The following is a 25,758-nucleotide window of genomic DNA, read 5'->3' as shown; positions in this document are numbered from 1 at the left end:
AAAGGATCGGTGGGCCGAAAGGTGTTTCTGGCCGAAGGGAACTTTGCAGATGGGCGCGGAGAGTTCCTATACGTCGAACAACGTAGGTGCAGGCTTGCGTCCATCGCCCGATGCCCGCGTGATTGCGTGGACAGACGTGCAGGCGATCGACACGCTGTACCTATCGGCCATTATTGTAATGGAGCTCAGGTTTGGTGCCGCTGCCTGCCTGCCCGCAGGCGCAGGGACTGGCTGCGCCTGCGTCGTCAAGGGCAAATCCCTTTCCGCGCCAAGCTGTCCGTCCAATTTTTAAGCATGTTGCAGAACTGATCAAAAAGTAGTCATCTATCCCGTGGAAAGGGGTCAGCCAGCGGGGACATCGAACAGGTATGGCGCGGCAGCGGATACTACCCATCAGACGCGAGTATAACCGCTGGGTGGCGAACCAGACGCTCGAGGATTATGCGTTGCGCTTCACCGCCAAGAGCGCACGGCGCTTTTCCAGCCAGCGCATCTCGCAGACCGCCATCGGCGCCATCTCCTTCCTGGCGCTGGAGGCGATCGGCGGGGCGATTACGCTTTCCTACGGCACCGTCAACGCCATCGCTGCCGTCCTCGTCGCCTCGACCGCAATCCTGGCCGTGGGCATGCCGATCTCCCGTTATGCGGCACGCCACGGGCTCGACATCGATCTCCTGACGCGCGGCGCGGGCTTCGGTTACATCGGCTCCACCATCACCTCGCTCGTCTATGCGAGTTTCACCTTCATCCTGTTCGCAATCGAAGCCTCGATCATGTCGGGCGCCTTGCAGCTCGCCTTCGGCCTGCCGCTCTGGATCGGCTATATCGTCAGCGCCGTGGTGGTGATCCCGCTGGTCACCCACGGCGTGAAACTCATCAGCCGTTTCCAGCTTCTGACCCAGCCTGTCTGGATCGTGCTCAACATCCTGCCCTTTCTCTTTATCGCCTTCATGGATTGGGAGAAGTTCGACCTCTGGCGCGCTTTTCCTGGCATCCACCAGGCCTCGGGCAGCATCCCGGTTCTGGAGGTGGCGAAGTTCGGAGCCGCCTCCGCCGTCATTCTCGCCCTGATGACGCAGATCGGCGAACAGGTTGATTTCCTGCGCTTCCTGCCGCCCGGGGCCCCTGCGCAGAAGCGCCACCGCCTCGGCGTTTTTCTCGCCGGTCCCGGCTGGGTGGTGGTCGGCGCGCCGAAGCTTCTGGCTGGCTCGTTCCTGGCGGTGCTGGTGCTTTCGACGGGCGTACCGGTCGAGTACGCATCAGAGCCGGCGCAGATGTATGCCGCGGCCTTCGGCTACATGATCCCCGACGAGACCCTGGCGCTGGTGCTGATGGCCGTCTTCGTGGTCGTCTCGCAGCTCAAGATCAACGTGATGAACGCCTATGCGGGCTCGCTCGCCTGGTCGAATTTTTTCTCGCGCCTCACCCACAGCCACCCCGGTCGCGTCGTCTGGCTTCTCTTCAACGTCGCCATCGCGCTCCTCCTCATGGAACTCGGCATCTATCGCCTGCTAGAAGCCACGCTTGCCACTTTCTCTATCGTTGCCATGGCCTGGCTTTGCACGGTCTCGGCCGATCTTTTCGTCAACAAGCCGCTCGGCCTTGCCCCGCCAGGCATCGAATTCAAGCGCGCGCATCTCTACGACATCAACCCCGTCGGCCTCGGCTCCATGGCGCTGTCGGCGGGCATCGCGCTTGCCGCCCATTTCGGCGCCTTCGGCGAAATGGCCGCCGCGCTCGCCCCCTATATAGCGCTCATCACCGCCTTCATCGCGGCCCCGGCCATCGCCTATGCCACCGGCGGCAAATATTATCTGGCGCGCAAGCCGCGCAAGACCTGGGCGGGCGAGGGTGCCATCACCTGCTCTATCTGCGAGCACCCGTTCGAACCGGAGGACATGGCCTGGTGCCCGGCCTACGCCGCGCCCATCTGTTCGCTCTGCTGCTCGCTCGACGCGCGGTGCCACGACCTCTGCAAGCCCAAGGCCAATGTGCGGGCGCAAGCGATGAGCCTCGCCGAGGGCCTGCTGCCCGCCTGGGCGGTCGGGAAGCTCCAGACCCGTCTCGGCCGTTTCGCCATGGCGATGGCCTTCGCCGTGGCGCTCATCGCCGCCATCCTCGCGCTCGTCTATTCCTTCGCTACGGAGGTGGCGCCGGAGACGGCGGAGGTGGTGGGCGGTACGATCGCCGTGGTCTTCTTTGTCTTCTGCGTAGTGGCGGGCATCGTCACCTGGTTCCTGGTCCTGGCGCACGACAGCCGCAGGATCGCGGAGGAGGAGAGCGCCAGGCAAAACACGCTTTTGCTGCGCGAGATCGCCGCGCACCGCAAGACGGATGCGGCGTTGCAGCACGCCAAGGAGAAGGCGGAGGCCGCCAACCAGGCCAAGAGCCGCTACGTCGTCGGCCTTTCCCACGAGTTGCGCACCCCGCTCAACGCGGTGTTGGGCTATGCACAGATATTGGAGCGCGAGGAGGACGCACCTATGCCCTGGCGCTCTTCCATCAAGGTCATCCGCCGCAGCGCCGAGCATCTCTCCGGCCTCATCGATGGCCTGCTCGACATCTCCAAGATCGAGGCCGGAAGGCTCCAAGTCTATTCCAACGAGATCAACCTGTCCGATTTCCTCGATCAGATTGTCGGCATGTTCCGCCTTCAGGCCGAAGCCAAGGGCCTGACATTCCGCCACGAACGCGACCCGAGCCTGCCGCATTACGTGCGCACGGACGAGAAGCGCCTGCGTCAGATCCTCGTCAACCTTCTCTCCAATGCCATGAAGTTCACCGATAGCGGCCATGTGGATTTCGCCATTCTCTACCGCTCGGAGGTGGCGACCTTCAGGGTGAGCGACAGCGGTCCGGGCATTCCGGCTGAAGATCTCGAGCACATTTTCGAGCCTTTCATGCGCGGCCAGGCCGAGCGCAACCGCCTTTCCCCCGGTCTGGGCCTCGGGCTGACCATCACCAGACTCCTTTCCGAAACCCTCGGCGGCGAGATCAGTGTCGAGAGCGAGCCGGGGAGGGGCTCAATGTTTCAGGTGCGCCTCATGCTTGCCAAAGTCGACCGGCCGGCCGCACTTGCCGCGCAGGATCGTCCCGTGCGCGGCTACAAAGGGCCGCGCCGTACGATCATGGTGGTGGACGACAATGCCGAGCATCGCGAGATGATGCGGCAGATGCTGCAGCCGCTCGATTTCACGGTGCTTACCGCCTCCGATGGACCGGACTGCCTGACGTTGATCGAAGGCGTGCGTCCGGACCTCTTCTTCATCGATATCCTCATGCCAGGCATGACGGGCTGGGAACTGGTGGAGCGGCTCAGGGAAAGGGGTGTTGCCGCACCGGTCATCATGCTCTCGGCCAATATCGGTGATGGTATCGCCAGGTCGAGTCGCGATGCCGGCCACGATGACTCCGTCGCAAAGCCTTTCAGCCTGCGCCAACTCCTGGAGAAGATTGCCGCGCAGTTGCAAGTCGAATGGCTGGAAGAGGGAAGGGAGGAAAACCCGGCGATCTCTGTCGACGGAAACGGCCACGCATTGAAGTCGCCCGGCGCAGAGCATGTGCGGGAGCTTCTGAGCCTTGGGAGGATCGGCCATGTTCGCGGCATCGACCGCAAGCTGACAGAGCTTGCCGCTGCACCCGAAAACGCCTCCCTTGTCGATCGCCTCCGGGCGCATATGGAGGTTTATGACTTCGCCGGATACACGAGGCTTCTGGAGAGCGTGAGCGCCGATGAGTGAAATCGCCCCCGAGGGGGACATCGTGCTGGTCGTGGACGATTCGCCCGAGGCGCTGGGTTTCCTTACCCGCACACTGGAGAACGCGGGCGTGACGGTGCTCGTTGCCACAAGCGGTGAGGCAGCGCTGGGCATCGCCGAGCGGGCCACGCCCGACGTCATCCTCATGGATGCGGTGATGCCCGGCTTGGACGGATTCGAGACCTGCCGCCGCCTGAAGATCCTGCCGGGTGTCGCGCATGTGCCGGTCATCTTCATGACGGCGCTGACGGAAACCGAGCATGTGGTGCATGCACTCGAATCGGGCGGTGTGGATTTCCTGACGAAGCCCATCAATCTCGAGGAGTTGCGCGCCCGCATGCGCGTGCATCTCGCCAATGCTCGCCGCGCCCAGAGTGCGCGCGTTGCGCTCGATGCCGCCGGTCGCCACCTGATGGCGTTTTCCGCCGCGGGGGCGGTGCAATGGTCCACCCCACAGGCGACCCGGCTTCTGGACGGGCCGGGAGCGGGCGAGGGATCTCTTCAGATCGTCGAGGAGAAGGTCCGCGAATGGCTGGCGGGGCGTGACCCCGTCGGGCTCGTCGGCGAAAGCTTGCCGGTGAAGCTCCACGGCCCCCGCGCGTTGCAGCTCGTCTGTCTTGGCACTGTCGCGCCCGACGAACATCTTTTCCGCCTCATTGCGCAGGACGAGGGGAATCAGGAGGACATGCTGCGCCAGCATTTCGGCCTGACGCTGAGGGAAAGCGAAGTGCTCTTGTGGATCGCGCGCGGCAAGTCGAACCGCGACATCGGCGAGGTGCTTGGGTTGAGCCCCCGCACCGTGAACAAGCATCTCGAACAGGTTTATGTGAAGCTGGGCGTGGAAAACCGTGCATCCGCTGCCGTGAAGGCGATGCACGTGCTGAGCGGTTAGAACGGCGGGCTATTTTACTCGCATGAGGGACGGGCCGCATTGGCTGCCGGCCGGCGGTGCCTCAAGCACATAGGAATCGACGAAACCTGCTGGACTGGTCTTCACGCCGACCCTTCCACAGAGCGAATAGCGTCGTCGCCCCAATTGTACGAGCGTAGGAAATCTGTGCGTTTCAACGCGCTTCGCAGGAAAATGGCTCCCCGGGCCAAATACAAACTTCTATCTTTTGCGTCCATATTGTTTCTCGTAAGTGGCTATCAAACAATTGTAATCACTGAATTTTCCTTCGGTTGCCAAAATGGTTGAAATGCCCTAGACCATTATATCAACCAACACAAATTAGGAAAAATGTTAGGAAAAGAAGGTGGCCCGCAATCTTCTGACATTCGCAAAAATCAAGGCAAGTACCAAGGCAAAGCTTCGTGACGGTGACGGCCTGTGGCTTCATACGAGCAAAGCTGGTCACCGATATTGGGTGTTTATTTATATCCGCCAAGGTAGACGCCGAGAAATGGGCCTCGGCCCTTATGGCAGCGGCACGGGGCAAGTGTCGCTTGCCGCGGCCAGAGCAAAAGCCGATGCAATCCGCGCGATCCTTGGCGAGGGGAGAGACCCGTTCACGGAACTGCCCGAGCGCCGCGTGGTGGTGAAGCCGAAGACATTTGGCGAGGTTGCCGACGCTTACATCGACGCGTGCGTGGATGGCGGCAAGTGGCGCGGCGCAAAGACGGAAGCTGGCTGGCGCAACACCTTGACCAACCACGCCAAGCCGCTGCGCAAGATTCTCGTTTCCGAGATCACGACAGAGGATGTTTTGCGCGTCCTAAAGCCGATTTGGCACGAGAAGCACGAGACGGCTACCAAGTTGCGCGAGCGTATCAAGATGGTGCTCGACTCTGCAAAGGTGCAGGGCTTCCGCGCTGGAGACAATCCCGCAAAATGGACTGGGCATCTACAACAGGTGCTAACGCTTCCCGATGAAATGAAGCGCGGCCATCATGCGGCGATGCCCTACAAAGACATCCCCGCCTTCATGGTGAAGCTTCGCGAAGTGGAGGGCATGGGAGCACGGGCGTTGGAATTTACCGTCCTGACTGCGGCAAGGAGTGGTGAAACGCGGGGTGCTACTTGGGATGAAATCGACCTAGAAGAGAAGCTGTGGACCATTCCCCCGCACCGTATGAAAAGCGGCAGGCCGCACCGCGTCCCGCTCTGCAATCGCGCCATAGATCTATTGAAGGAGGTGAAAGCCAAGCGGCTTTCGGATCTTGTTTTTCCTGGCATGAAGCCCAAAAGCCCTCTTTCGGATATGACTCTCTCAAAGGCGCTCAAGACTGCGGACGGCAACGGCTACACCGTTCACGGTTTTCGCAGTTCCCTACGAGACTGGGTACACGAAGAAACCGATTACCAGACCGAGATTGCTGAAGCGGCACTTGCGCACGCTACAGGATCTGCCGTGGAGCGGGCTTACCGTCGCGGGGATGCGCTGGAGAAGCGCCGCGCCCTTCTTTCCGATTGGGCAACCTATTGTGCCAGCGGCAAACAGGCGTTGGGCCAGCGCCAGCATTCGGGTTGACAATAAAGTGGTAAAAAGGTCATATGGACGACTGTACCTAAACGCAAGGCACAGTACGACATACAAACCAAATCTACCATTTCTAAAAACCTCGTCAACCCCCTTTGGAGGAAAAAATTGAAAGCAGCAAACGACAACGTTCCGCCGCTCGTTAGCCTTAACGACGCGGCCCGGATGTGCGCTATGTCCAGAACGATGGTGAACCGCTACCGCGCCGAAGGTCGATACCCGCAGGCGGTTCCGTTGGGGGACCGCCGAATTGCTTTTGTGCGGGAGGAGGTTCTGGCCTGGATTGACGCCCGCATAGCGGCGAGGACGGCCGCCTAGCATCACTTGAAACAGCTTCCAGTCACCCGCCGACCCAAGGGCGCCGCCTAATTACTGGCCGCCACTCAGGCGCCTTACAAACTCCCGCCTTTGGCGGCACATCAACACCAACCACGCCCCACAACAAACATCAATTGCCGCGCCCTCAGGAGCGCGGAGGAGGATCTTTCATGTTCAATCGGACCGTATACACGGAAGGCCGCGGATTCCGCCTGGAACGCGAACGTCGTGAAGCGCATGACAAAGCCGAGCGGATCAGGGGTTTCGGGCTCGCGATTGATTACCTCGATGGGTGGCCGCACGACGCTCGCCCCATCGATCATTCGCCCGTTCTCAGTCTTGAGAAGGTACTGCCTGGCGGATTTGAGGATGCCGCACAGCGTCGATTTGGGTTCGTCGAATTCGCGGGCGAAGGGACTCCGCCACGAACGGGTGCGCTTCGTTCAGTGGGCGACGCCTTCTTTGCGGATAGACGCGTGGCGGATTTCGTTTGGCAGGCCGTTATCGAAAAAATTGAGAACGACGCTGCACAGGGGGCCGCCGCCTGATGCAGCCCAAGATCCTCACAATCCGACCGGCGCAACTCGGCGCCGGTGGGCGGACGGTTGCGTTTGTCGACGTTCAACTCACAGACGATTGCCGACTGTTCAATTTGCGCCTCGTCGATAGCGAGAACGGCCGCCGGATCCATGCGCCTTCGGCTTTCGGCAGCAGCGTCGCCCATCGCTTGCCGCTGAACTAATCCGCCTCACCATTATCGCTCTCGGAGATATCGACCACCATGTCAGCCGCAGCGCCGCAGCCTGAAACTTCCTCCTCGTTCGACGAAGCAGCCATCCGCAGCCACGTTGAGATACTGCACCAACTGGCGGCGGGTCTTTCAGGCAAATTTGTGGTCTCCGCATTTTTCGCGAACCCCATCGGCGAAGATCGGGCGGGGGGTGTTATCAGCCATCACCGTGTCGGTGATGTCGCTGGGACGGTCCAAGCTGTAATGGCTCATGCGGAAACTCCGAACGCGAACGTCTACATATGCCCAAGTTTGATGCACCCGGCTCTGGAGCGTGGCAAAAAGGGCAGTGAGGCGGATGTCATCGCCGTTCTGGCGCTTGTGGCGGATATGGACGACGACACTGGCCGTTCAGGCACGATGCCCGCTGAACCGAATTACGTAATCGAGAGTTCGCCGGGAAACCACCAGTGCTTTCTGCTGCTCGATAGACCGCTTTCTCCGCAAGAAGCCAAGCCGCTCGCATCTGGCCTGAAGCGCGCAGCCAACTGCGATCATTGCACCGCGGATGTGTCGCACGTTTGGCGCGTGCCAGGTACGCTGAATTGGCCGAACGCTAAGAAAATTTCTCGCGGGCGACCGGTAGATCCGGCGACTGTCGGTGTTGCCGCCGAATGGGACGGCACGGTCACATCTGTCGACGACCTGCGCGCCGCGCTGGCACCGCACATGCATGCCGCGGCCGAGGCGCGTTCGTTCCAGCTAGGCGAACTGCCATCAATCGACGGAATCGAGGTCAGTGCCCATGCCGCTGAGATGCTCGCAGCGGATGATGTCGGCTATCGCTCGGAGCATGCCGCGAAGGTCGTTGAACAGCTTGCGTACGACGGCCTAACTGCAGAGCAGGCATTTGTCGTGTTCATGTCGGCGACGGGGAACTGGTTCCTGCGCTACACCACTGAGGACCGCGCAAGAACTGACTTTTTGCGCTGTTGGGGCAAGTACGGTGCACCCCACGTAGAGTACCGCGAAAGGGGCGCGGCTGTCATAAAAGGCCTTCTTTCAAAGGCGCGGCCGACAGCCGCGAACGACAACGACCTGGATGCACCCGCACGCAAAGTCCCAACTCCGCCGACAATGCACCCCGACCCATTCAATCCCGACGCGGCCGGAGGCCTGCTCAGAGACATCTCAAGATGGATCACTGAAACTGCAATAATCCCGGTGCCGGAGCTTTCGCTCACGGCGGCAATTGCGCTGATTGGTGGGATGTTCGGGGACAAAGCTCTTGGGCCGACACGGAGCGGACTAAACGTCTTCATGGCCACCGTTATGGGAGTGGCTTCCGGAAAGGGTCATGCACCAAAATCTATAATCCACCTAGCTAACGCGGCGGGCCGACCTGGCGCCGTCACGAACGGTGACCCGACGTCGTTCGCAGCAATTGAACGCATGTTAAGGCGCAACGCCAGCACGGTCGTCGTGATGGACGAGTTCGGCTTGCTGCTCCAAGACGTGAACTCCAAGCGTGCGAATTCTGCCTCGGCGTCAATCCGGAAATTGTTGTTGGCGATTTACGACCAAGCGGACGCAGTCTTCCATGGGCGGCAATACGCCAGCGCAGATGCCAAGCCGGACGACAGCCCCATAATGGGGCCGGCGCTCACAGTTCTGGGCATGACGACTCCAACGACACTGTACGCCGGCTTGTCGGAGGACTCGCTGTCTGACGGCATGCTGTCGCGTTTCGTGTTCATCGAAGGCCAAGGACCAGAAGAAATTCGACCCCCCCGGCTTAATCGCGAAGTCCGGATCCCGCGGCAATTACAGGTCGATTTGCAAAGGGCGGTAGGCGAGTTTCCGAAGGGTGACAATCCTCTTGGTATAAATAAGGTCGTTATCCCCTTCGATGGCGGCGAGTACGGTAAAGCGTACAATCTTTGGGCCGACATCTTTCGCTGGCAGTCCAATCGAGGCTGGAACGAGCGCGAATACAATGTGAACGGGCGCGCAGCCGAGAACACCATTCGCTTGGCGTCGATACGTGCGGTCAGCCGCAATCCGGCGGATCCCGCCATCACAGCCGATGACGTGTCTTGGGGTTGGGGTATCGTGCACCGGTCCATACAGATCGTGACCGAAGGCGTCGACAGGCACATGTCCGGCTCGACCGTCGAAGCGCTGCGCAAGGCCGTTGTGCGGGCACTAGAAAAGTCGAATGACAGAACACTGCCCTGGTCCTTCCTCCTTCAACGGGAAGGCGTGAGCGCAGCACGCCAGGATGAAGTGGCAGAGGCACTCTCCTGGCTAATTGATACCGGCAAAGTCAAGGAACTGACTGGCAAAGCAAAACCTGGCCCACGATGCCGGTTTCAACTTGTGGCATGAGCCACAAAGCCGGGACAAGTTGTGGCACCCCCTCTGATGAAGTTGTGGGCGTTGTGAAAAAATTGGAGGAACGTCACAACAAGGAAGGGGAAACAAAAAACCAATAAAAACAGATATATAATATAAGAAAGATATCTTCTATAATCTAAGTTGTGAAATTGTGAGAATCCTTCCTCCGCCTGAGTTTTCCGTATCCCTTTCTGTGTGTGTCTAGGTGTTTGCACAATTTCACAACTTCACAACGACAGCCAGGAGAACACTGAATGACCATTACCGTTTACACAACGAAAAATGGCAAGCGTATCGAGCACGAGATCGATCCCGATCAGGTCGATGAGCTAGATGAGATCTCTGGCGACGAGCAGCTCGCCCTGGTTTGGTGCGAGACGCACGAGACATGGGAATGGCACTGGGTCGATCGTGATCTGCTGCCGGGAGGGCGCTAACGTGCCAGGCCCACAACGTTTGCGCACTCATCGCCAACAGGGCGCACCCGCCTGGCGCGGACCAGCGCCGAGCATGACGCGTGATTTCCATTTGCCACCGTGCGGCGTCACAGCGCTCGATCGGCTCAATGCTGCGGCCAGGGGTGTGTACGTGACGACGCCCCGTCCTCACGTGGCGGCGAACGACAACAGGAAAGGGGAGGGACAGGATGCAGCCTAAGCCCGAAAACAGCCATGAAAAGAAGTACGCAGAATTCTTGGAAGGGTTGGCGATTTATATGGAGCGCTTACGGCAGCCCAGGGCGCCGAAGGCGGCCAACGACAACGCGAGGGAACCAGAGCCACTGCTGGCGTTCAGGGGCGGGCCGCCATCTGCCGGACTGGGCACAAACTGGTCGCTCACCCCCTCCGGGACATACTCCTTTGATTCGGAAAATGACACCGACGAGGCTGGCTACCAGGTCGAAACCCTGCACGAAATGGCTCCGACGCCGAACGCTATCATGCGCGGCTTGCAAGGCGTCGAATTCAAGCAGATGGCCCATGCCAAGGTTGGTGGTGGTGGACATATCGAACTTATCCCCATTTCCGGAGACGTTGAGTACGGAACCCACATTGATGACGAGGGCAAGGAACATTGTGTGGTCATTCGGCTGGGGCGCTGGAAATTCAGCGACGGCACCCAAACCGAAAAGGGCCGCAAACGCAAACCGGGCTGCAGGACAAAGACGATCGAGGCGCCCATAAAGCTTCCCGTAGGCGCAATGAGGGAGACGCGTGAGAAGGCTACATCTCCGCGGGGCGGTGAAGGTTCATACGCCGGAAGCAAACCATATTTCGAGGAGATTCTGGGCGCGAAGTATGATTACAAACCCGGTGGCAAACGCCGCGGCGGCAAATCCCGTAGCGCGGAAGAGAGTCGCGCGCTGCTTGCGGAGGCAATCGCGAACACTCCTGTGATGCCTGCCATCAAAAAGTGCCCACCTGGCATTGCCAGCGGCAGCAACTACCGCCCTCGTGATCTATTTATCGGCTTGCAGAAGACGACATGCGCTGGTGGCGGCGCAATGAACTGGCAGGAACTGGGCGAGGCGATTGAGGAACGAAAGGCATGGTTCCGGTGGGTTGACGAATTGAAGGATGAGGATCGGAGGGCAATCGACGCGGCGATGAACGCGCGCAACTACGCTGATGTCGGCAAAGCGTTGGGATATGACGGCGATTATGCCGGAAAGGCAGGGAAGCGCCTGCTTTTCGCTGCGAACGACAACGCGCAAAAAATTCTGAAAAAATCGGCGTAACTTGTCCAATTATCCAGAATGGTTCCACCTATAGATTGAAGGGCCAATTGCCCTGTCCTACACACTTGCGGCGACTGCCGCCCCGGTGCCGCTCGCGACGAGCACTGGGTAACTATCCCCCGCTCAGGCGGTACCAACAGCAGTCGGCGCGTTTCTCCTCCTCCGCAGCCGCTGCATGGGCTTAGTGGTGAAGCGGTGCGCGCTAACGCGCAGGACCACCAACGCGTTGCAAGGACGCGACCAATTCACCCGAATGGGCACCCGAGAATAAGACCCGCGTCGCCTCTCGCAGAAGCGCACCCTGGTGGGTTACTTTTTCTTCAGCTTAGCGGCAGCTGTGTTGGCTTTGTCGCGAGATGGACCGTACTTATTCACGATCCTCCGCGCATCCTCTATTGAGATCTGGTGCTTGCGGGCGAAATAGCCCACCTCGTAGGGCTGCTCGCCCGCAACCCGCTTCCGATCAGGTCCACCGCGTTTCGATTTGTCATCAGCCATTTTCTGTTCTCCTCCACAGTAGAGCTAGAAAATCACTATCGAGGCACATGGGCAAGATTACCGATCGCCGCTCCCCCGAGTCACAAGCCTATCGCCACCTCTACAGAGACAAACGGTGGTGCGGCCCTCGCGGGATCAGGCTGCAAGCGCTCATCAGAGATTGCTTCACCTGCCAACGGTGCCACTGCCTGCTGGTAATGGGGAAGCCGAACCACCCGCGAGCGGCCACGGTCAATCACAAAGTTCCGCATAGGGGCGGCGCGCTGTTGTTCTTCGACCTCGGCAACACCGAGACCGTCTGCAAAACCTGCCACGACGGCCGCATTCAGCGTGAGGAAGCGAGAGGTTATTTGATCGGCAGTGACGACAGCGGCCGGCCGGTGGATCCGAGGCATCCGTGGAACTCAAAATAGCCATATTTCCAGTCGCGGTAACCGCGAATTAACCTGAACCTTGGGTTATGATGCACCTTATGAGCATGTCGCGATTCGTAGTGGCCTTTGAGGGACCTGGCGTTGAAGTTGGGACGATAGACGTTCGCGATTTAGCTCCGGCGTTGCTCTCGCTTAGCAAGGCTGTGGATGCCGCCAACCGAGCCATTAATGGCGACAAGGTGCCGGCACAGATACAGGTTAGGGCGACTGCGGTAGGGTGCTTCGAAGTTGACCTCAATCTTGTATTGCATGGCTGGGAGGCAATAAAAGGGCTTCTGCTTTCCGAAGATGGGCAAGCGGCGGCCCAACTTTTGGGATGGTTAGGCTTTATCGGCACGTCCGGCGCTGGTCTCATCCAGCTATATCGTTGGCTTGACGGGCGCATACCGGACAAGGCCATTCAAGCCGGTTCCAGCGTCACACTTAAGGCGGGTGAGGAGTCGTTCACTGTTCCCATGGAGGTCCTGAGGCTTTACCGCGAAGTCTCCGTAAACCGTGCTATCGGCGAACTGTTGGACACGTTGGAGGGTGAACGTGTTGAGCGAATCGAGTTTCGCCGCGGGTCAGGACTCCCAGCCGACGAGATTCTTACACGTGCGGATAGAGTTGCATTTAGATTTCCAGAACCTGAAGATGAGACTGTTGTAGATGATACACGCCGAATGGCCCTGTCCATCAGGAGCCTTGCCTTCCAAGAGGGCAATAAGTGGCGGCTGTTTGATGGTCAGAACGTAATCACTGCAACTATAGACGATAAGGATTTCCTTGCGAGAGTAGATAGGAACGAGGTTCGCTTTGCAAAAAGCGACGTTCTAATCTGCATGGTCCAGACGGTTCAAAAGCAGGGTGCTGACGGCCTTAAGACTGAACACACGGTGAAGAAGGTCCTAGAGTATAAGCCGGCGCCTTTGCAAATCGATATGTTTTCTAACGGTGCGAAGGGCTGACCACCCGGCCCCAGAGTACCACCCTGCTTGGGCGCATGTAGCCGTGCACGAGGGGGAGGGTCAGTCTCTCCACCCCATAGTGTCCAAGACCCGCGCCCCCCCTCCGTTTGCACTCAAAGCATTTTTTAGAAGGGGGGATGTCGGTCATCCCCGTTTGGGATGGTATGCCCGCAGCCGTAATTGAACCCGATTGGAGTGCGATCTTCAGTGACGAAGGCGATATCGCCGAGGCTCGTGAACAGTGGTCGACCGTTACTGACGAGCTTGCAGCTGTGGGCACCCTGGCCACCGCGAATGGCAACACCGTGACGCGACTCGTCGAGTTCCGGGTACAGTTCCGGAAAGCTGCGCGGCACGTCGCCCAGCATGGCGCCATATTGGCAGCGCAACGTGCGAAGGTCGGCCAATGGAATCCATATTGGGCGGTCATGAGGCAGGCCGACGAGCGTATCGTCGTCCTGGAGAGCAAGCTCGGGATTGATCCTGTCAGCCGCGGGAAGGCAACGAAGGTGGATCGTGGCAAAAAGATCAAGAAGGCCGCGGACGCCTATCTCGGCGCGCCCGGCAGCTGATGACGTTGCGACGCAATTCTCCCTCAATGTTCTGGACGAGAAGATTGTCGCCGGCGAGTTTGTCAAAGGCGCCTGCCGCCGACATCTGAAGGATCTTGATGACGGCGCGGCGCGCGGGCTCGTATACCGTCCCGACAAGTTGACGCACGCGACCGGCTTCTTCCCCGCCGTCCTTACCGTGACGGAAGGCGCGAAGGAAGGCCAGCCGTTCAGCCTCCTGGCTTGGCATGAGTTTGTGGCCGGCTCGCTGTTCGGCTGGTATCGATCGGATGGCCTGCGCCGTTTCCGAATGGCGTGGATGGAGACCGGGAAAGGGCAGGCCAAAAGCCCGTTCATGGCCGCGATCGGCCTATACATGATGGGATTCGCCGGAAAACAGCGGTCTGAATGCTATGCTATCGCCGGCGACAAAGACCAAGCAAATGTGCTCTTTAAAGACGGCGTCGCCATGTGCCGAGCCACCATGCCGGACTGCGAGGAGGGCGATAGCCTTGAATCGCGCGGCGAGGTGGTGATCCGCGGTACTGCAGATAACGCTTGGAAAATCGAACATCCTGCCACCGGATCGAAATTCCAGTCACTGGCGAGTGGCGATTCAATATCTGGCCCTCGCCCCTATGCAGTGCTCGCCGACGAAATTCATGAGTTTAAGTCGAGCTATGCTCTACAAGTTTGGAAAGCGGCCATCGACAAGGTGTCGGGCGATCCGCTGATGCTGCTTGGAACGAACACTCCGGCCACCAACCAGATTGTTGGCACCGAGTACAGTGAGATGTTCCAGAAAATTGCGCTGGGGCAAGCGGTGGATGACAGCCTCTTCGGCTTCATCGCCCGGGTCGATAAAGGGGACGATCCCTTCAACGACGAAAGGTGCTGGCCGAAAAGCTTGCCAGCGCTCGGCGTGACATATCCGATCGAAAACGTTCGGCAACGGGTCAAGACGGCCAATCTGTTGTTGTCGGAAGCGCTTTCGACCAAGCGTCTCTATTTTGGCATTCCGGTGGGAACCGATGGCTTCTGGATTTCAGAGGACGCGTGGAAAGCGGTTCAAGGTGTTGTTAACGAAGCTGAGATGGCGGGCAGCCCTTGCTGGCTCTCTCTCGACCTGTCGAAGAAAAACGACCTGACCGCACTGTCGGCCTGCTGGCGGAAGGGCGGGCACCTGTACGTCAAGACCTGGTACTTCACTACGAAGGCCGGGATTCACGATCGTGCGCGGGACGACAATGCGCCTTACGACCAATGGTCGGAGAAGGGACTGATGGAGGCCGTGCCCGGCGCCACGATCGATTACGAGTTCGTCGCAGCCAAGGTGCAGGCTCTCTGCAAAGAGCATGACGTCCAGTTCCTCGCCTTCGACGCTGCAAAGATTGGCGACTTCATTGACGCCTGCGGGCGCATCGACTTCGACGTCTGGAAATTCGAGGGGCCGGATGAGCCGACTGGCGACGGCCTGATGCTGGTCGGCCATGGCCAGGGAACGCGGGTCGTCTTCAAGGAAAAAGCGCTGTGCATGCCGCGCTCGATCGAGCAGCTTGAGGACGCCATTCTCGCCGGCTCGATCACGATCGACGCCAGCCCGGTCACCACGATGTGCGCGGCCAATGCCGCCATCGTTTCGGACGCGATGAACAACCGGGCGTTCGACAAGAAGAAAAGCCGGGGCCGGATCGACGGCATGGTCTCGATAACCGAGGCCGTCGGCGCCGCGCATTCAGAACTGATCCCATCGCCGCCAGCGTCGCCGTGGGATGATCCGAACTTCAAATACGAGGCGGCATAATGGGCCTATTCGGACCAAGCGAACAGGAGATCGAGACGGCCGTGAATGCCGCTCTGGACAAGAGGGCCTCGATCGAGAACCCGTCTGTCCCGCTCTCATCGCAAAACGTCCTCTCTTTCCTCGGGCTTGATGCCACGTCCTCTGCCGGAGAGCGTGTCACGATCGAAAGTGCGCTTGGCGTTCCGGCGATCTGGGCTGCCGTCAACTTCCTTTCTGGTACGCTGGCCAGCCTCCCGCTGCATCTCTACAAGCGCGGTAAATCGGGTCGCGAGCGGGACACAAGCGCTCTCGGCGTTATCCTTCACGATGCCGCCAACGATGAGACGTCTTCATTCGCGTGGCGCAAATACATTTTCGACCAGGTCTTCACCGGAGGTCGCGGAGTCACCTTTATCGAGCGGTCGGCCGGGAAGAAGGTCATCAACCTCTGGCCGCTCAACCCCGATTGCCTGACCATCAAGCGCATTGATGGCCGCAAGGTATACCAATACAAGGATGGCAAGCGCACCGTTACATACGAGGCGTCGGAAGTCATCGACATCCCCTTCATGCTCAAGCGGGACATGCTGTCCCACTATTCGCCGATCCTGTCGAACCGGGAGGCGATCGGCCTCGCGCAGGCTGTTACGAAATACGGTGCCAAGTTTTTCGAGGGCGGCGGCGTACCTCCCTTCGCTATTGAGGGTCCGTTCCAGTCACCTGGCGGAATGCAGCGCGCAGCCGACGACATGGACACTGCCGTCCGGAAGGCATCGAAGGAAAAGCGGCTGGCGCTGTCACTCCCGGCCGGTCACAAGATCCACCAGCTTGGCGTCGATCCAGAGAAATCGCAGCTCGTCGAACTGCAGCGCTTCATCATCGAGCAGGTGGCGCGCATCTATTCGCTGCCGCCGATCTTCCTGCAGGACCTGACGCGCGGGACATACTCCAACACCGAGCAACAGGACCTCCACCTGGTAAAGCATACCCTTCGCCGATGGCTGACGCAGTTTGAGCAGGAGCTCAACCTGAAGCTCTTCGGTCGGGCCAGCGCACGCCAGTATGTCGAGGCGAATGTCGACGGTCTCCTCCGGGGTGACTTCAAGACCCGAATGGAAGGCTATGCCAGGGCGATCCAGACCGCGCAGATGACGCCAGACGAGGCGCGCGACATGGAGAACCGTCCTGCCAAGGGCGGCGAGGCCGACATGCTCCACATACAGGGCGCCACCGTTCCTCTCGGGAGTCAGCCCATCCGGGGCATCGGTGACAATGGCGGCCCGCCCCTGAACGACGAAGGGAACAACAGCAATGCAGCGTGAAATCCGCGGCGGCTTGCCCGCTGAAATTCGTGCCGACGAGGACGTCGTGAAGGTCTCGGGCTACGCGGCCGTTTTCAATCAGGCGGCGGATATCGGGTGCTACTTCCGCGAGATCATTCACCCTGGAGCTTTCCGGGCCGCCATCACGCGAGACGACGTGTCGTTCCTCATCAACCACGCGGGCTTGCCACTTGCACGATCGCGCTCCGGGAAAGGAACGCTCATGCTCGCCGAAGACGACCATGGCCTCAAAATCGACAGCACGCTCGACGCGGACGATCCCGACGTGATGCGCATCGTTCCCAAGATGAAGCGCGGCGACCTCGATAAGATGTCCTTCGCCTTCCGCGCCACGCGGCAGGAGTGGGACGAGACCGGGGAAATCCCGGTGAGGCACGTCTATGAACTCGACCTATTCGACGTGTCGGTCGTCACGGAGCCGGCTTACGAGGGAACGGAGATCGGCTTGCGTTCCCTGGAGGCCCATCGGGAGCAGGTTCGCAGGACGCTAAACTTTCATGCCGCCAATGCCAGGATGCGCATGAAAATGAACCTCGCTTTGAGAGAGCGAGAGAACGGCTAATCGGCGCGCGCCGGTAGCCTATTCGCAGCCGCCTCTGGGCGGCTTTTTTCATGCTCATCCAAGGAGAACCCATGAGCACGATTAAGGAACTGCGTGAGCAGCAGGCGCGCATCGCGACCAACGCGCGCGCCAAGTACGACGAGATCAAGGACAACACTCCGGCGGAACGTGTCGCCGAAATCGAACGCGAGTTCGACGCCATGATGGCCGACCACGACAAGATCGGCGAGCGCATGGAACGCCTTCAGAAACTGGAGGAGGCCGAGAAGCGCGCGAATGATGGAGATCCTCGTCGCCCCGCAGGAGACAACTGCGAGACGCGCGCCGGCGGTGATGAGGAACCGAGGATCGAGTACAAGGACGTCTTCGTGAAGGCGATGCGCTTCGGCGTTGCAGATCTGTCGCGTGAAGAGCGCGGCGTTCTTGTGGCCGGCCGTTCGCTTGACAAGGACATCGAGCAGCGAGCGCAGGCGACTTCGCCTGGTGCGGCCGGCGGCTACACCATTCCGGAAGGCTTCTCTGGTGAGATCGACAAGGCTCTCGCCGCGTGGGGGCCGATGCTCGACGAGACGGTTGCGCGTCAGTATCCGACCGCGACCGGCAATCCAATCCCCTGGCCGACCAACGACGACACGGCCCAGCGCGGCGAGCTGCACACGGAAAACGGCGCCGTAACCGATGACGGCAGCGGCGACGTCACCCTCGGGCAGAAGACGCTCAATGCATACCTATACGACTCCAAGGTCGTGAAGGTGTCGATCGAGCTTCTGCAGGACAGCTTCTTCGACTTTGAGGGGCTGTTGAACGAACTGTTCGGAGAGCGCCTCGGCCGCACTGGCAACGACGTCCTGACGGTCGGTGATGGCGCCGATAAGCCGAACGGCATTGTGACGGCCTCCACCTTGGGGCTGACGGCGGCGAGTGCCACCGCAGTCACCGGCGACGAGCTGATTGATCTCTTCCACTCTGTGGACCCCGCCTATCGGGTGTCGCCGCGCTGCTTCTGGCAGTTCAACGACACCACCCTCGGCTCCATCCGGAAGCTCAAGGACGGGCAGGGCAATTACCTGTGGCAGATGGGAGACGTGAAAACCGGCGCTCCGGACACGTTGCTCGGCAAGCCGTACAAGATCAACCAGGCCATGGCTTCGATCGCGACCGGCAACAAGTCCGTAATCTTCGGCGATCACAGCAAGTATGTCGTGCGCCGAGTCGGCAACATGCAGATGATCGCTCTGCGCGAGCGCTACATGGACAATCTCCAGGTCGGCTTTATCGCCTTCATGCGGCTCGATGGCGAATTGCTCGACGGCCGCGCAGTCAGGCACCTCATCCAGGCCTGAGTTTGGCTCATCACGGCGGGCGGCTGCGGCTGCCCGCCTTATAATAAGGAGAGTGAAATGTCCGAGCGCAAATTCGTGAAGATCAAAATGGTCCTGAGCGGCGACGTTCGAACCGTGGCGGCGGAGGATGCCGACACGCTGACCAGGCGAAAGCAGGCCGTGCTTGTCAGGGGTGACACGCGCGAGAAGGCAGTCAGGGGCGACGAGACCGAGAAGGCTGTGAAATAGCCATGTGGCACGGCGTGACAGTCGTCGAGAAGCCTACTGGCGAGTTGATCCCGCTCGCCATGCTGAAGCAGCGGTTGCGCATCGACGTGCCAGATGACGACCAGCTCTTGCCGGAGCTTCTCAAGGGGGCAGTCGCGCGCATCGACGGGCCTAACGGCATTGGCGTTGCGATGATGCAGCAGACATGGCGGAAGACCATGGACTGCTTCCCGTGCAAGATCCTCCTGCCCGGGGCGCCGATCACGCAAGTCATATCGATCAAGTACATCGACGACAGCGGCGCAGAGCAAACGCTTCCCCCGTCGGCCTACCGGGCGAATGTGGACGTTGAGCCGGCGGTGGTCGAGCCTGCGTTCGGGGGTTCCTGGCCGTCGGTGCGGAATATCACCGGCGCGCTAAAGGTCGACTATCAGTTGGGGGTAACTGACGCGGCCGATGTGCCGGCCGATCTGATCGATGCCGTGTGCCTCCTGGTCGCGCACCGCTATGAAAATCGCGAAGCCGTTGCCGACGGGGGGCTGGCGGAACTTCCCCTTGGCGTAACCGCCATCCTCAACGAACACAGTCGCTCGCACGTCGCGGCTTAGCTTTCAGGGAAATCGAAATGGCTGATGTAACCTTTCCCGTCGCCGGAGGTGAGTTGAAGAAGCTCCAGGACATGGGCGACGGCACGCATGCAGATGTCGTCGCTTCTGCTGGCGGATCGTAGGTGAATTGCATGCCTGGCGCAGGAAAGCTTGATCGACGGATTACGATTCAGCGGGCAACGTCGGTTCCGAACGATCTGAACGAACCCGTCAAAACATGGGTGGATCTCAAAACCGTTTGGGCCCGGCGCACGGATGCCTCGGATGGTGAGCGATTTGCGGCCGGCCAGGTGGGATCGTCGCTCACGACCCGGTTTGTCGTGCGCTCCTCGTCCGTCACGAAGACGGTCTCGCCGCTCGATCGCCTGTCTTATGGCGGGATCTGGAACATCAAGGGCGTGAAGGAGACCGCTGAGGGGCGGAATCGGTTCATCGAGATCACGGCTACGCGGGACAGCGACGTCTGATGGTCACACGAGTTCGCGTCGAAGGGCTGCGCGAGCTGGAGCAGGCCCTTTCCGAGTTGCCCAAGGCCACCGGAAAGAACGTTCTGCGCCGTACGCTCCGCAAGGCCGGTGAGCCGATCGCAGAGGATATGCGCGCCAAGGCTCCGGACGATCCGGACACCAGCGGCGAGGACCTCCGAAATTCGATCGGCGTCGGCACGAAACTTTCGCCCAACCAGCGCAGCGCGCATCGCAAGATGTTCAGGGACGACCGCGCCTCGGTGGAGATGTTCGTGGGGGCCGGGCCCGTGCCGCAGGCCATCCAGCAAGAGTTCGGGAACGTGAATCACGGACCGCAATCATTCGCCCGCCCGGCATGGGATGCCGGCAAGGACGGTGCGCTGGAGACGATCAAGACCGAGCTCGGCAATGAGATCGGGAAGGCTGCAAAGCGCCTCGCACGCAAAGCCGCTCGACTGGCTGCAAAGGGCTGAGATCAATGGAAGCTGCATTGACTGCGCTCCTGGCGTCCGTTGCCGGGGGGAAACGGTATTGGGGCAGGGCGCCTCAGGAGGTCGACCCGGCCGACGGTCCCTATATCGTGATGCAGCGGATCGACGCTCTTCCCGACTACACCATGGGCGGGGCCACCGGGTACGTGCAGAGCCGCGTTCAGCTCGACGTGTATGCGATCACCTACACGGCGTTGCGTGACACCGTGCGCGCCATCGAAGCCGCCATTTCCGGATACCGCGGAATGGCGGCCGGCACGCACATCTACGGGATTTTCTTCGACAGCCAGCGCGACTTGCCGGCGGCGGACGCTGGGGAGGTGAACAACCTCCTGCGCCGCTCGGTCGACATCATCATCCACCATGCACAATAGGAGCATGTAATGTCCGAAACAGAAGCAAGGATCGGCTACGGCTCGGTCTTTGAGATGGCCGATCTCGCCACGCCGACGGTCTTCACCTACATCGCGGAGGCGTACAACTATGCGCCGCCGTCCGAGACGACCGACACGCCGGACGCCACGAACTTCCAGTCCCCGAACCGGACGAAAGAGTTCGTCGAGGGGCTTACCGATCCGGGCGAATCTTCGTTCGAAATGAACCTCGTCCCCGGCTCCGCGAGTGATAAGGCTTTGATCGCCGCGAAGGGAAAGAAGAAGTGGTGCCGCTTCACCTGGCCCAACGGCGTGCAGATCATGTATATCGGCCTGCGCCAGGGCTATGAGCGTTCGGTCCCGAACGACGACAAGATGACCGCCACGGTGACGTGGAAGGTATCCGGTGATCCGATCCAGACCGATCCGACCGCGCCGCGCAACCTCGTCGCAGCAGCCATCACGGGCACGCCGCAGGTCGGCGCACCGCTCACCGTCGACCCTGGTGTGTGGGCCGGCGCGATGGAAATCGCCGTGCAGTGGCAGAAGGACGCGGGCGGCGACGGCAATTTCGCGGATATTACCGGCGCCACCGGGAGCGCGTATGTGCCTGTCACCGCCGATGTCGGCTCGAAGATCCGTGTGACGCTCACGGGCTCCAATGCTGATTTCGACACCTCTGCAAACTCTGCCGAGACCGCGGCAGTGGTGGCGGCGGCATAGGTGATCCATGGCTAATCCAATCCGCGGCGAAGTCACACTCCAGGCCGGCGACGAGGCGTTCACTCTCTCGTTCTCGGTGAATGCCATCGTCGAGCTTGAAGATCATCTCGACTTGCCGGTCTCCAAGATCGCCAACCTCCTGAACGATCCCGAGAACGTCCGAATGAAGACCGTAAGGGCGCTCATCTGGGCGGCGCTGCGCGATCACCACGAGCATGTGACGATCATCGAGGCGGGGAAACTGGCCACGCGGGTTGGCGTGGCTGGCTGCATGGAGAAAGTCGGAAGGGCATTCCAGCTCGCATTCCCGGACGCGGAGGACGAGGAGAAGACATCGCGCCCTCAGAAGGCGAAGGCCGGATAGACTGGCTTTCGCTGCAACGAACCTGGATCGAATGCACGGCCGATGACGGGCAACGGTTCTGGTCCCTCACGCTGCGGGAAATCAGAAACGTCATTCAAGGTCATCTCGCCCGTCTGCGCCGCGAGCACAACGATCGCGCCTGGGCAGTCTGGCACACCGCCAAACTGACGGCCTACGCCCCGAAGAAGGAGAGTGATTTCCCTCCTCTTCACAAACTGCAGAGCACCGATCGACCCAAAGGCCAGCGCAAGCGCACCTGGGAAGAGGACTTTGCGGCCATGTCGGCGTGGGCGCAGGGAGCCAGCCGCATCAAGGGATAGAATATGGCATCCGCAGTCATTGGTGCTCTGAGGGTAAACCTCGGGATCGATACCGCCGCCTTCTCCGATGGGCTGAAGCGGGCGCAATCCGGCCTTCAGAAGTTCGGGGCTTTCGCGAAGCAGGGCTTGCTTGCAGCCGGCGTTGCGGCGGGCGCTGCGGCGGGCGCGTTCGGGATGATGGTGAAGGGCACCATCGATTCGGCGGACGAGATGTCGAAGGCGGCGCAGAAGTTCGGCATCCCGATCGAGGAGCTTTCGCGCCTCAAATATGCGGCCGACCTGTCAGGCGTCTCCTTCGAGGCGCTCGGCACCGGCGTCCGCAAGCTTTCCCAGAACATGAACGACGCCGCCAAGGGCATGGGCGAAGGGAAGGAGGCCTTCGAGCAACTCGGCATTTCCGTCACCAATGCAGACGGTTCGCTGAAATCCTCGTCGCAGGTCATGGCGGAGATCGCGGACAAGTTCGCCGCCATGCCCGACGGGGCGGAGAAGACGGCCCTCGCGATGGATCTGATGGGGCGTGCCGGGGCCAACATGATCCCGCTGCTCAACGGCGGTTCCGAGGCGCTCAACAAGCTGATGGCGGAGGCCGACACATTCGGCCAGGTCTTCACCCAGGAGATGGGCAGCCAGGCGGAGGCGTTCAACGACAACCTGTCCCGTTTGCAGGGATCGTTGGCCAACATCGCCGCTGGCGTGGCGACCGACCTTCTGCCCCACCTGGAGCGCTTCTCGGCATGGCTTGTCGAGAACGCGCCGGCAATCCAGCAATGGGTTGCCGCAATCGTCCAACAATTCGTGGTCTTCGGCCAGAACCTCGCCCAACTCAAGACCGAGATCGATGCGCTCATCGCCGGTTTCGTAGCCTTCCGCGACGGCGTCACGACCGCCTTGAACGAAATCGACGCCACGCTGCGCGCCTGGTCGGAGCAGATCGTCGGCATCTTTCAGGCAATCCCCGGCCAGATGATGGAGATCGGTGACCAGATCATCGACGGCCTTTGGCAGGGGCTCCAGTCCAAATGGGAGAGCGTCAAGAGCTGGGTATCCGGGGTTGCGAATTACATTCCGGACATCTTCCGTTCCGAGACGGAGACGCATTCGCCTTCGCAGGTGATGCATGACATCGGTGTCGACATCATGCAGGGCCTCGCCAACGGCATGGAGGGAATGCGCGGGGACGTCGAGAGCGTTGCCGGCAACATTGCTTCTACCGTTGCGGATGCCTTCACCGGGCTGATCACGGGATCGCGCAAGGTGGAGGACGTGCTGAAGAGCCTCCTCGATCAGCTCATCCGCATGTTCGCCAACAAGGCGTTCCAGGCGATTTTCTCCGCCTTCAGTTTCGGAGGTGGCGGAGCGCTGACGAGCTTCGCGAGCGGCATTCTGTCGGGGCAATTCGCCGGCCTCTTCGCCACCGGTGGGACCCTGGGCGCCGGGCAGTGGGGCATTGCCGGCGAAGCCGGGCCGGAGATCGTTCGGGGGCCGGCTGAGATCATTCCGGCCGGCGCCGCTTCGGCTCGAGGAGCGTCAACGCTGACCGTCCGCTTCGTCGACAGTTCCGGCAACGAAGTCAAAACCGCCGAAGTCAAGGGCGGCGACATGGGTGTCGATCTGGCTCTTGATCGCCTCATCGCCCAGAAGGTCGCATCGCCGGGCTCGGAAATCAGCCGGGCGCTGGAGAACCGCTTCGGCCTGCGCAACACCCTGGCATCGAGATAGAGCCTTGACCAACTGGCCCTTTACGCTTCCGCAATCCATGCGCCTGAGCGGTTTCAACCGCGGACTGCCGGACAACCGTCTGCGCTCGCAGAACGACGTCGGTCCCGCAAAGGTCCGGCGCCGCGCGTCCCTTGCGCCTTACCCGATTTCCGGGGACATGATCATGACCCGGGAGCAATGGGGCCTTCTGGCGGATTTCGTCAACCGCACCACCGGTGGCGGCACGCTGCCCTTCTATTTCCCCGATCCGTTCACGTTCGATCAGATGGGCATCGTCATCGACTTTGCAGACACCCCGACCGCCACGGTGGCGGGATCGCCTCTTCTCGTCCGCTTCGGTTCCGCACTCCCGGCGATCAGCGAGGACCTGGGCGAGTATGTTCGCGTGGATATCGAACTGGAGATCATGCCCGGCCCGAACGATGATTTCGACGGGCCTGTGGCCGACTTCCTGACCGTCAGCCGATCTTCCACGGCGACCTATTGGGATTCGAACGGAACGATGCAGACCGCAGCTCCCAATGTGCTGCGGCTGGACCACGATCCGGCAACGGGTGAGCCGCTGGGGGCGTTTATCGAAAGGCAGGCGACGAACCTTGCGCTTCAGTCCGGCAATCTGTCCATTGCTCCTTGGGCTTGGGGCGAAGGCGGTGCGTCCACTATCGAACCGGGTGATCCCGCGCCGATCGCCGGCGAAACCTTTTGGCGGATCACCAAGGATGATAGTTTTTCCGACAGGAGACAGGGCGTTGCACTGCCGACAAGCACGAGCCGTTTCACCGCGTCTGTCTTCGCGAAACGGGGCAATGTCGATGTCACGCGATGGTGGATTTCCCTTGGCGGAACGTTGAACGGAACCGCCGAATTCTCTTTCAATTTTTCCACCGGTCAGATTGTCGGTGCGCCTGGAACCGCTGGCAACATCACGCTGAACGCCTTCGGCGCGATTCCAATCGGTGATGGTATCTATCGCTTCTGGATGGATATCACCCCGGGCAATTCGACGCTCGCGATCGTGTTGCTCGCCAACAACACCGGCGGCACGGGGGATCAGCACCAATATTGGGGCTACGAACTTGAGCTGGGCGGTGGCGCGCCCTCCTCATACATTCCCACCACGGCTGCGCAGGCCACGCGTGCCGCCGATATCGTGACGAAGGACCTTGGTGGCCTCCCGTTCTCTGATGACGAGGGGACGTTGCTGATTGAGGCGCAGGATCAGCATGTCTTTCCCACGTCGGGGATACGCTACTATGGTGGTGTTACTCCCGGATCAGGCACAAGCAGCTACTTCGGCATAGGGCTCTATTCCACGGGTCATATTGGGGCCAGATCTTTCGGCTCCTCCACGCCCACTCTGCCATATGTGCCTGGACAAAAGCGGATGGCGGTCGCATGGGGCGGTGGCGATCTCGCTTTCTCGATAAACGGGTCACCTGTTCAGCGCACATCCCTTTCTCAGGCGCAATCGGGCCTCACGCTGTTGACGATCGGCTCTCTTGCGCAGGGCGCATCCTTCGTCGCGGGGTGCCACATCAAACGCATTGAGCTACGCGCCCTGTGCCTTACCGATGCTGAGCTGCAGCAGATGACGGCGTGA

The 25,758-nt window shown here is 60.6% G+C and carries 26 protein-coding genes; 25 read left to right on the top strand and 1 reads right to left on the bottom strand.

Annotated features, from left to right (window positions below; genetic code table 11):
- The first annotated feature begins 49 nt into the window (after window positions 1-49).
- The 10 genes from PVE73_RS14810 to PVE73_RS14765 all read left to right on the top strand — a co-directional run bounded on the left by PVE73_RS14810 (window position 50) and on the right by PVE73_RS14765 (window position 11,421).
- Window positions 50-292: a hypothetical protein gene (locus PVE73_RS14810; RefSeq protein WP_277362983.1), complete on the top strand. Its 243-nt coding sequence runs from the start codon at window positions 50-52 to the stop codon at window positions 290-292.
- Between the two features lie 76 nt (window positions 293-368).
- Window positions 369-3,740, top strand: a complete 3,372-nt coding sequence (locus PVE73_RS14805) for an ATP-binding protein (RefSeq protein ID WP_277362982.1) — start codon at window positions 369-371, stop codon at window positions 3,738-3,740.
- Window positions 3,733-4,650, top strand: a complete 918-nt coding sequence (locus PVE73_RS14800) for a response regulator (protein WP_277362981.1) — start codon at window positions 3,733-3,735, stop codon at window positions 4,648-4,650. The genes PVE73_RS14805 and PVE73_RS14800 overlap by 8 nt, the downstream gene beginning before the upstream one ends.
- Window positions 4,651-5,014: 364 nt before the next feature.
- A complete protein-coding gene (locus tag PVE73_RS14795; RefSeq protein ID WP_277362980.1) occupies window positions 5,015-6,229 on the top strand; it encodes a site-specific integrase in 1,215 nt (404 codons plus the stop codon).
- 174 nt (window positions 6,230-6,403) lie between these two features.
- A complete protein-coding gene (locus tag PVE73_RS14790) occupies window positions 6,404-6,556 on the top strand; it encodes an AlpA family phage regulatory protein (RefSeq protein WP_346772422.1) in 153 nt (50 codons plus the stop codon).
- 170 nt (window positions 6,557-6,726) lie between these two features.
- Window positions 6,727-7,104, top strand: a complete 378-nt coding sequence (locus tag PVE73_RS14785) for a hypothetical protein (RefSeq protein ID WP_277362979.1) — start codon at window positions 6,727-6,729, stop codon at window positions 7,102-7,104.
- Window positions 7,104-7,298 carry a hypothetical protein gene (locus tag PVE73_RS14780; protein ID WP_277362978.1) on the top strand — a complete coding sequence of 65 codons (195 nt, stop codon included), beginning with the start codon at window positions 7,104-7,106 and terminating at the stop codon, window positions 7,296-7,298. Before PVE73_RS14785 ends, PVE73_RS14780 begins: the two co-directional genes overlap by 1 nt.
- Before the next feature lie 39 nt (window positions 7,299-7,337).
- Window positions 7,338-9,674 (top strand): DNA-primase RepB domain-containing protein, encoded by a 2,337-nt coding sequence (locus PVE73_RS14775; RefSeq protein WP_277362977.1) that lies wholly within the window; start codon window positions 7,338-7,340, stop codon window positions 9,672-9,674.
- A gap of 263 nt (window positions 9,675-9,937) precedes the next feature.
- On the top strand, window positions 9,938-10,120 hold the full coding sequence (locus PVE73_RS14770; protein ID WP_277362976.1) for a hypothetical protein: 183 nt from the start codon (window positions 9,938-9,940) through the stop codon (window positions 10,118-10,120).
- Window positions 10,121-10,329: 209 nt separating this feature from the next.
- Window positions 10,330-11,421, top strand: a complete 1,092-nt coding sequence (locus PVE73_RS14765; protein WP_277362975.1) for a hypothetical protein — start codon at window positions 10,330-10,332, stop codon at window positions 11,419-11,421.
- A gap of 309 nt (window positions 11,422-11,730) precedes the next feature.
- Here PVE73_RS14765 and PVE73_RS14760 read toward each other — a convergent pair whose 3' ends face one another.
- Complete coding sequence (locus tag PVE73_RS14760) at window positions 11,731-11,919, bottom strand: DUF3606 domain-containing protein (protein ID WP_277362974.1); 189 nt, start codon at window positions 11,917-11,919, stop codon at window positions 11,731-11,733.
- Between the two features lie 472 nt (window positions 11,920-12,391).
- On the opposite strand from PVE73_RS14760, the gene PVE73_RS14755 reads away from it, so the two are divergent.
- The 15 genes from PVE73_RS14755 to PVE73_RS14685 all read left to right on the top strand — a co-directional run bounded on the left by PVE73_RS14755 (window position 12,392) and on the right by PVE73_RS14685 (window position 25,758).
- A complete protein-coding gene (locus tag PVE73_RS14755; protein WP_277362973.1) occupies window positions 12,392-13,300 on the top strand; it encodes a hypothetical protein in 909 nt (302 codons plus the stop codon).
- Window positions 13,301-13,437: 137 nt separating this feature from the next.
- Entirely contained in the window at window positions 13,438-13,872 is a 435-nt protein-coding gene (locus tag PVE73_RS14750; protein WP_277362972.1) for a P27 family phage terminase small subunit, read from the top strand.
- The gene (locus PVE73_RS14745; protein ID WP_277362971.1) at window positions 13,817-15,655 is read left to right on the top strand and encodes a terminase TerL endonuclease subunit; all 1,839 of its coding nucleotides are present in this window, start codon (window positions 13,817-13,819) and stop codon (window positions 15,653-15,655) included. Before PVE73_RS14750 ends, PVE73_RS14745 begins: the two co-directional genes overlap by 56 nt.
- A complete protein-coding gene (locus PVE73_RS14740) occupies window positions 15,655-16,956 on the top strand; it encodes a phage portal protein (RefSeq protein WP_277362970.1) in 1,302 nt (433 codons plus the stop codon). The genes PVE73_RS14745 and PVE73_RS14740 overlap by 1 nt, the downstream gene beginning before the upstream one ends.
- Entirely contained in the window at window positions 16,946-17,539 is a 594-nt protein-coding gene (locus PVE73_RS14735; protein ID WP_277362969.1) for an HK97 family phage prohead protease, read from the top strand. Before PVE73_RS14740 ends, PVE73_RS14735 begins: the two co-directional genes overlap by 11 nt.
- Window positions 17,540-17,610: 71 nt before the next feature.
- On the top strand, window positions 17,611-18,882 hold the full coding sequence (locus PVE73_RS14730; RefSeq protein WP_277362968.1) for a phage major capsid protein: 1,272 nt from the start codon (window positions 17,611-17,613) through the stop codon (window positions 18,880-18,882).
- Between the two features lie 57 nt (window positions 18,883-18,939).
- The gene (locus PVE73_RS14725; RefSeq protein ID WP_277362967.1) at window positions 18,940-19,110 is read left to right on the top strand and encodes a hypothetical protein; all 171 of its coding nucleotides are present in this window, start codon (window positions 18,940-18,942) and stop codon (window positions 19,108-19,110) included.
- 2 nt (window positions 19,111-19,112) lie between these two features.
- On the top strand, window positions 19,113-19,697 hold the full coding sequence (locus PVE73_RS14720; protein ID WP_277362966.1) for a head-tail connector protein: 585 nt from the start codon (window positions 19,113-19,115) through the stop codon (window positions 19,695-19,697).
- A 131-nt stretch (window positions 19,698-19,828) separates the two neighbouring features.
- Window positions 19,829-20,164, top strand: coding sequence for a phage head closure protein (locus PVE73_RS14715; protein WP_277362965.1), 336 nt, complete (start codon window positions 19,829-19,831; stop codon window positions 20,162-20,164).
- A complete protein-coding gene (locus tag PVE73_RS14710) occupies window positions 20,164-20,637 on the top strand; it encodes an HK97-gp10 family putative phage morphogenesis protein (RefSeq protein ID WP_277362964.1) in 474 nt (157 codons plus the stop codon). The genes PVE73_RS14715 and PVE73_RS14710 overlap by 1 nt, the downstream gene beginning before the upstream one ends.
- Before the next feature lie 17 nt (window positions 20,638-20,654).
- A complete protein-coding gene (locus tag PVE73_RS14705) occupies window positions 20,655-21,029 on the top strand; it encodes a DUF3168 domain-containing protein (RefSeq protein ID WP_277362963.1) in 375 nt (124 codons plus the stop codon).
- 9 nt (window positions 21,030-21,038) lie between these two features.
- Window positions 21,039-21,752 carry a phage tail tube protein gene (locus PVE73_RS14700; protein ID WP_277362962.1) on the top strand — a complete coding sequence of 238 codons (714 nt, stop codon included), beginning with the start codon at window positions 21,039-21,041 and terminating at the stop codon, window positions 21,750-21,752.
- A 7-nt stretch (window positions 21,753-21,759) separates the two neighbouring features.
- Window positions 21,760-22,116, top strand: a complete 357-nt coding sequence (locus PVE73_RS14695; protein ID WP_277362961.1) for a GTA-gp10 family protein — start codon at window positions 21,760-21,762, stop codon at window positions 22,114-22,116.
- 323 nt (window positions 22,117-22,439) lie between these two features.
- Window positions 22,440-24,158, top strand: coding sequence for a phage tail tape measure protein (locus tag PVE73_RS14690; RefSeq protein ID WP_277362960.1), 1,719 nt, complete (start codon window positions 22,440-22,442; stop codon window positions 24,156-24,158).
- A 4-nt stretch (window positions 24,159-24,162) separates the two neighbouring features.
- On the top strand, window positions 24,163-25,758 hold the full coding sequence (locus tag PVE73_RS14685; protein WP_277362959.1) for a hypothetical protein: 1,596 nt from the start codon (window positions 24,163-24,165) through the stop codon (window positions 25,756-25,758).

Source organism: Chelativorans sp. AA-79, from assembly GCF_029457495.1.
Taxonomy (GTDB): domain Bacteria; phylum Pseudomonadota; class Alphaproteobacteria; order Rhizobiales; family Rhizobiaceae; genus Chelativorans.
This window is presented reverse-complemented; position numbering and strand designations above follow the sequence as displayed.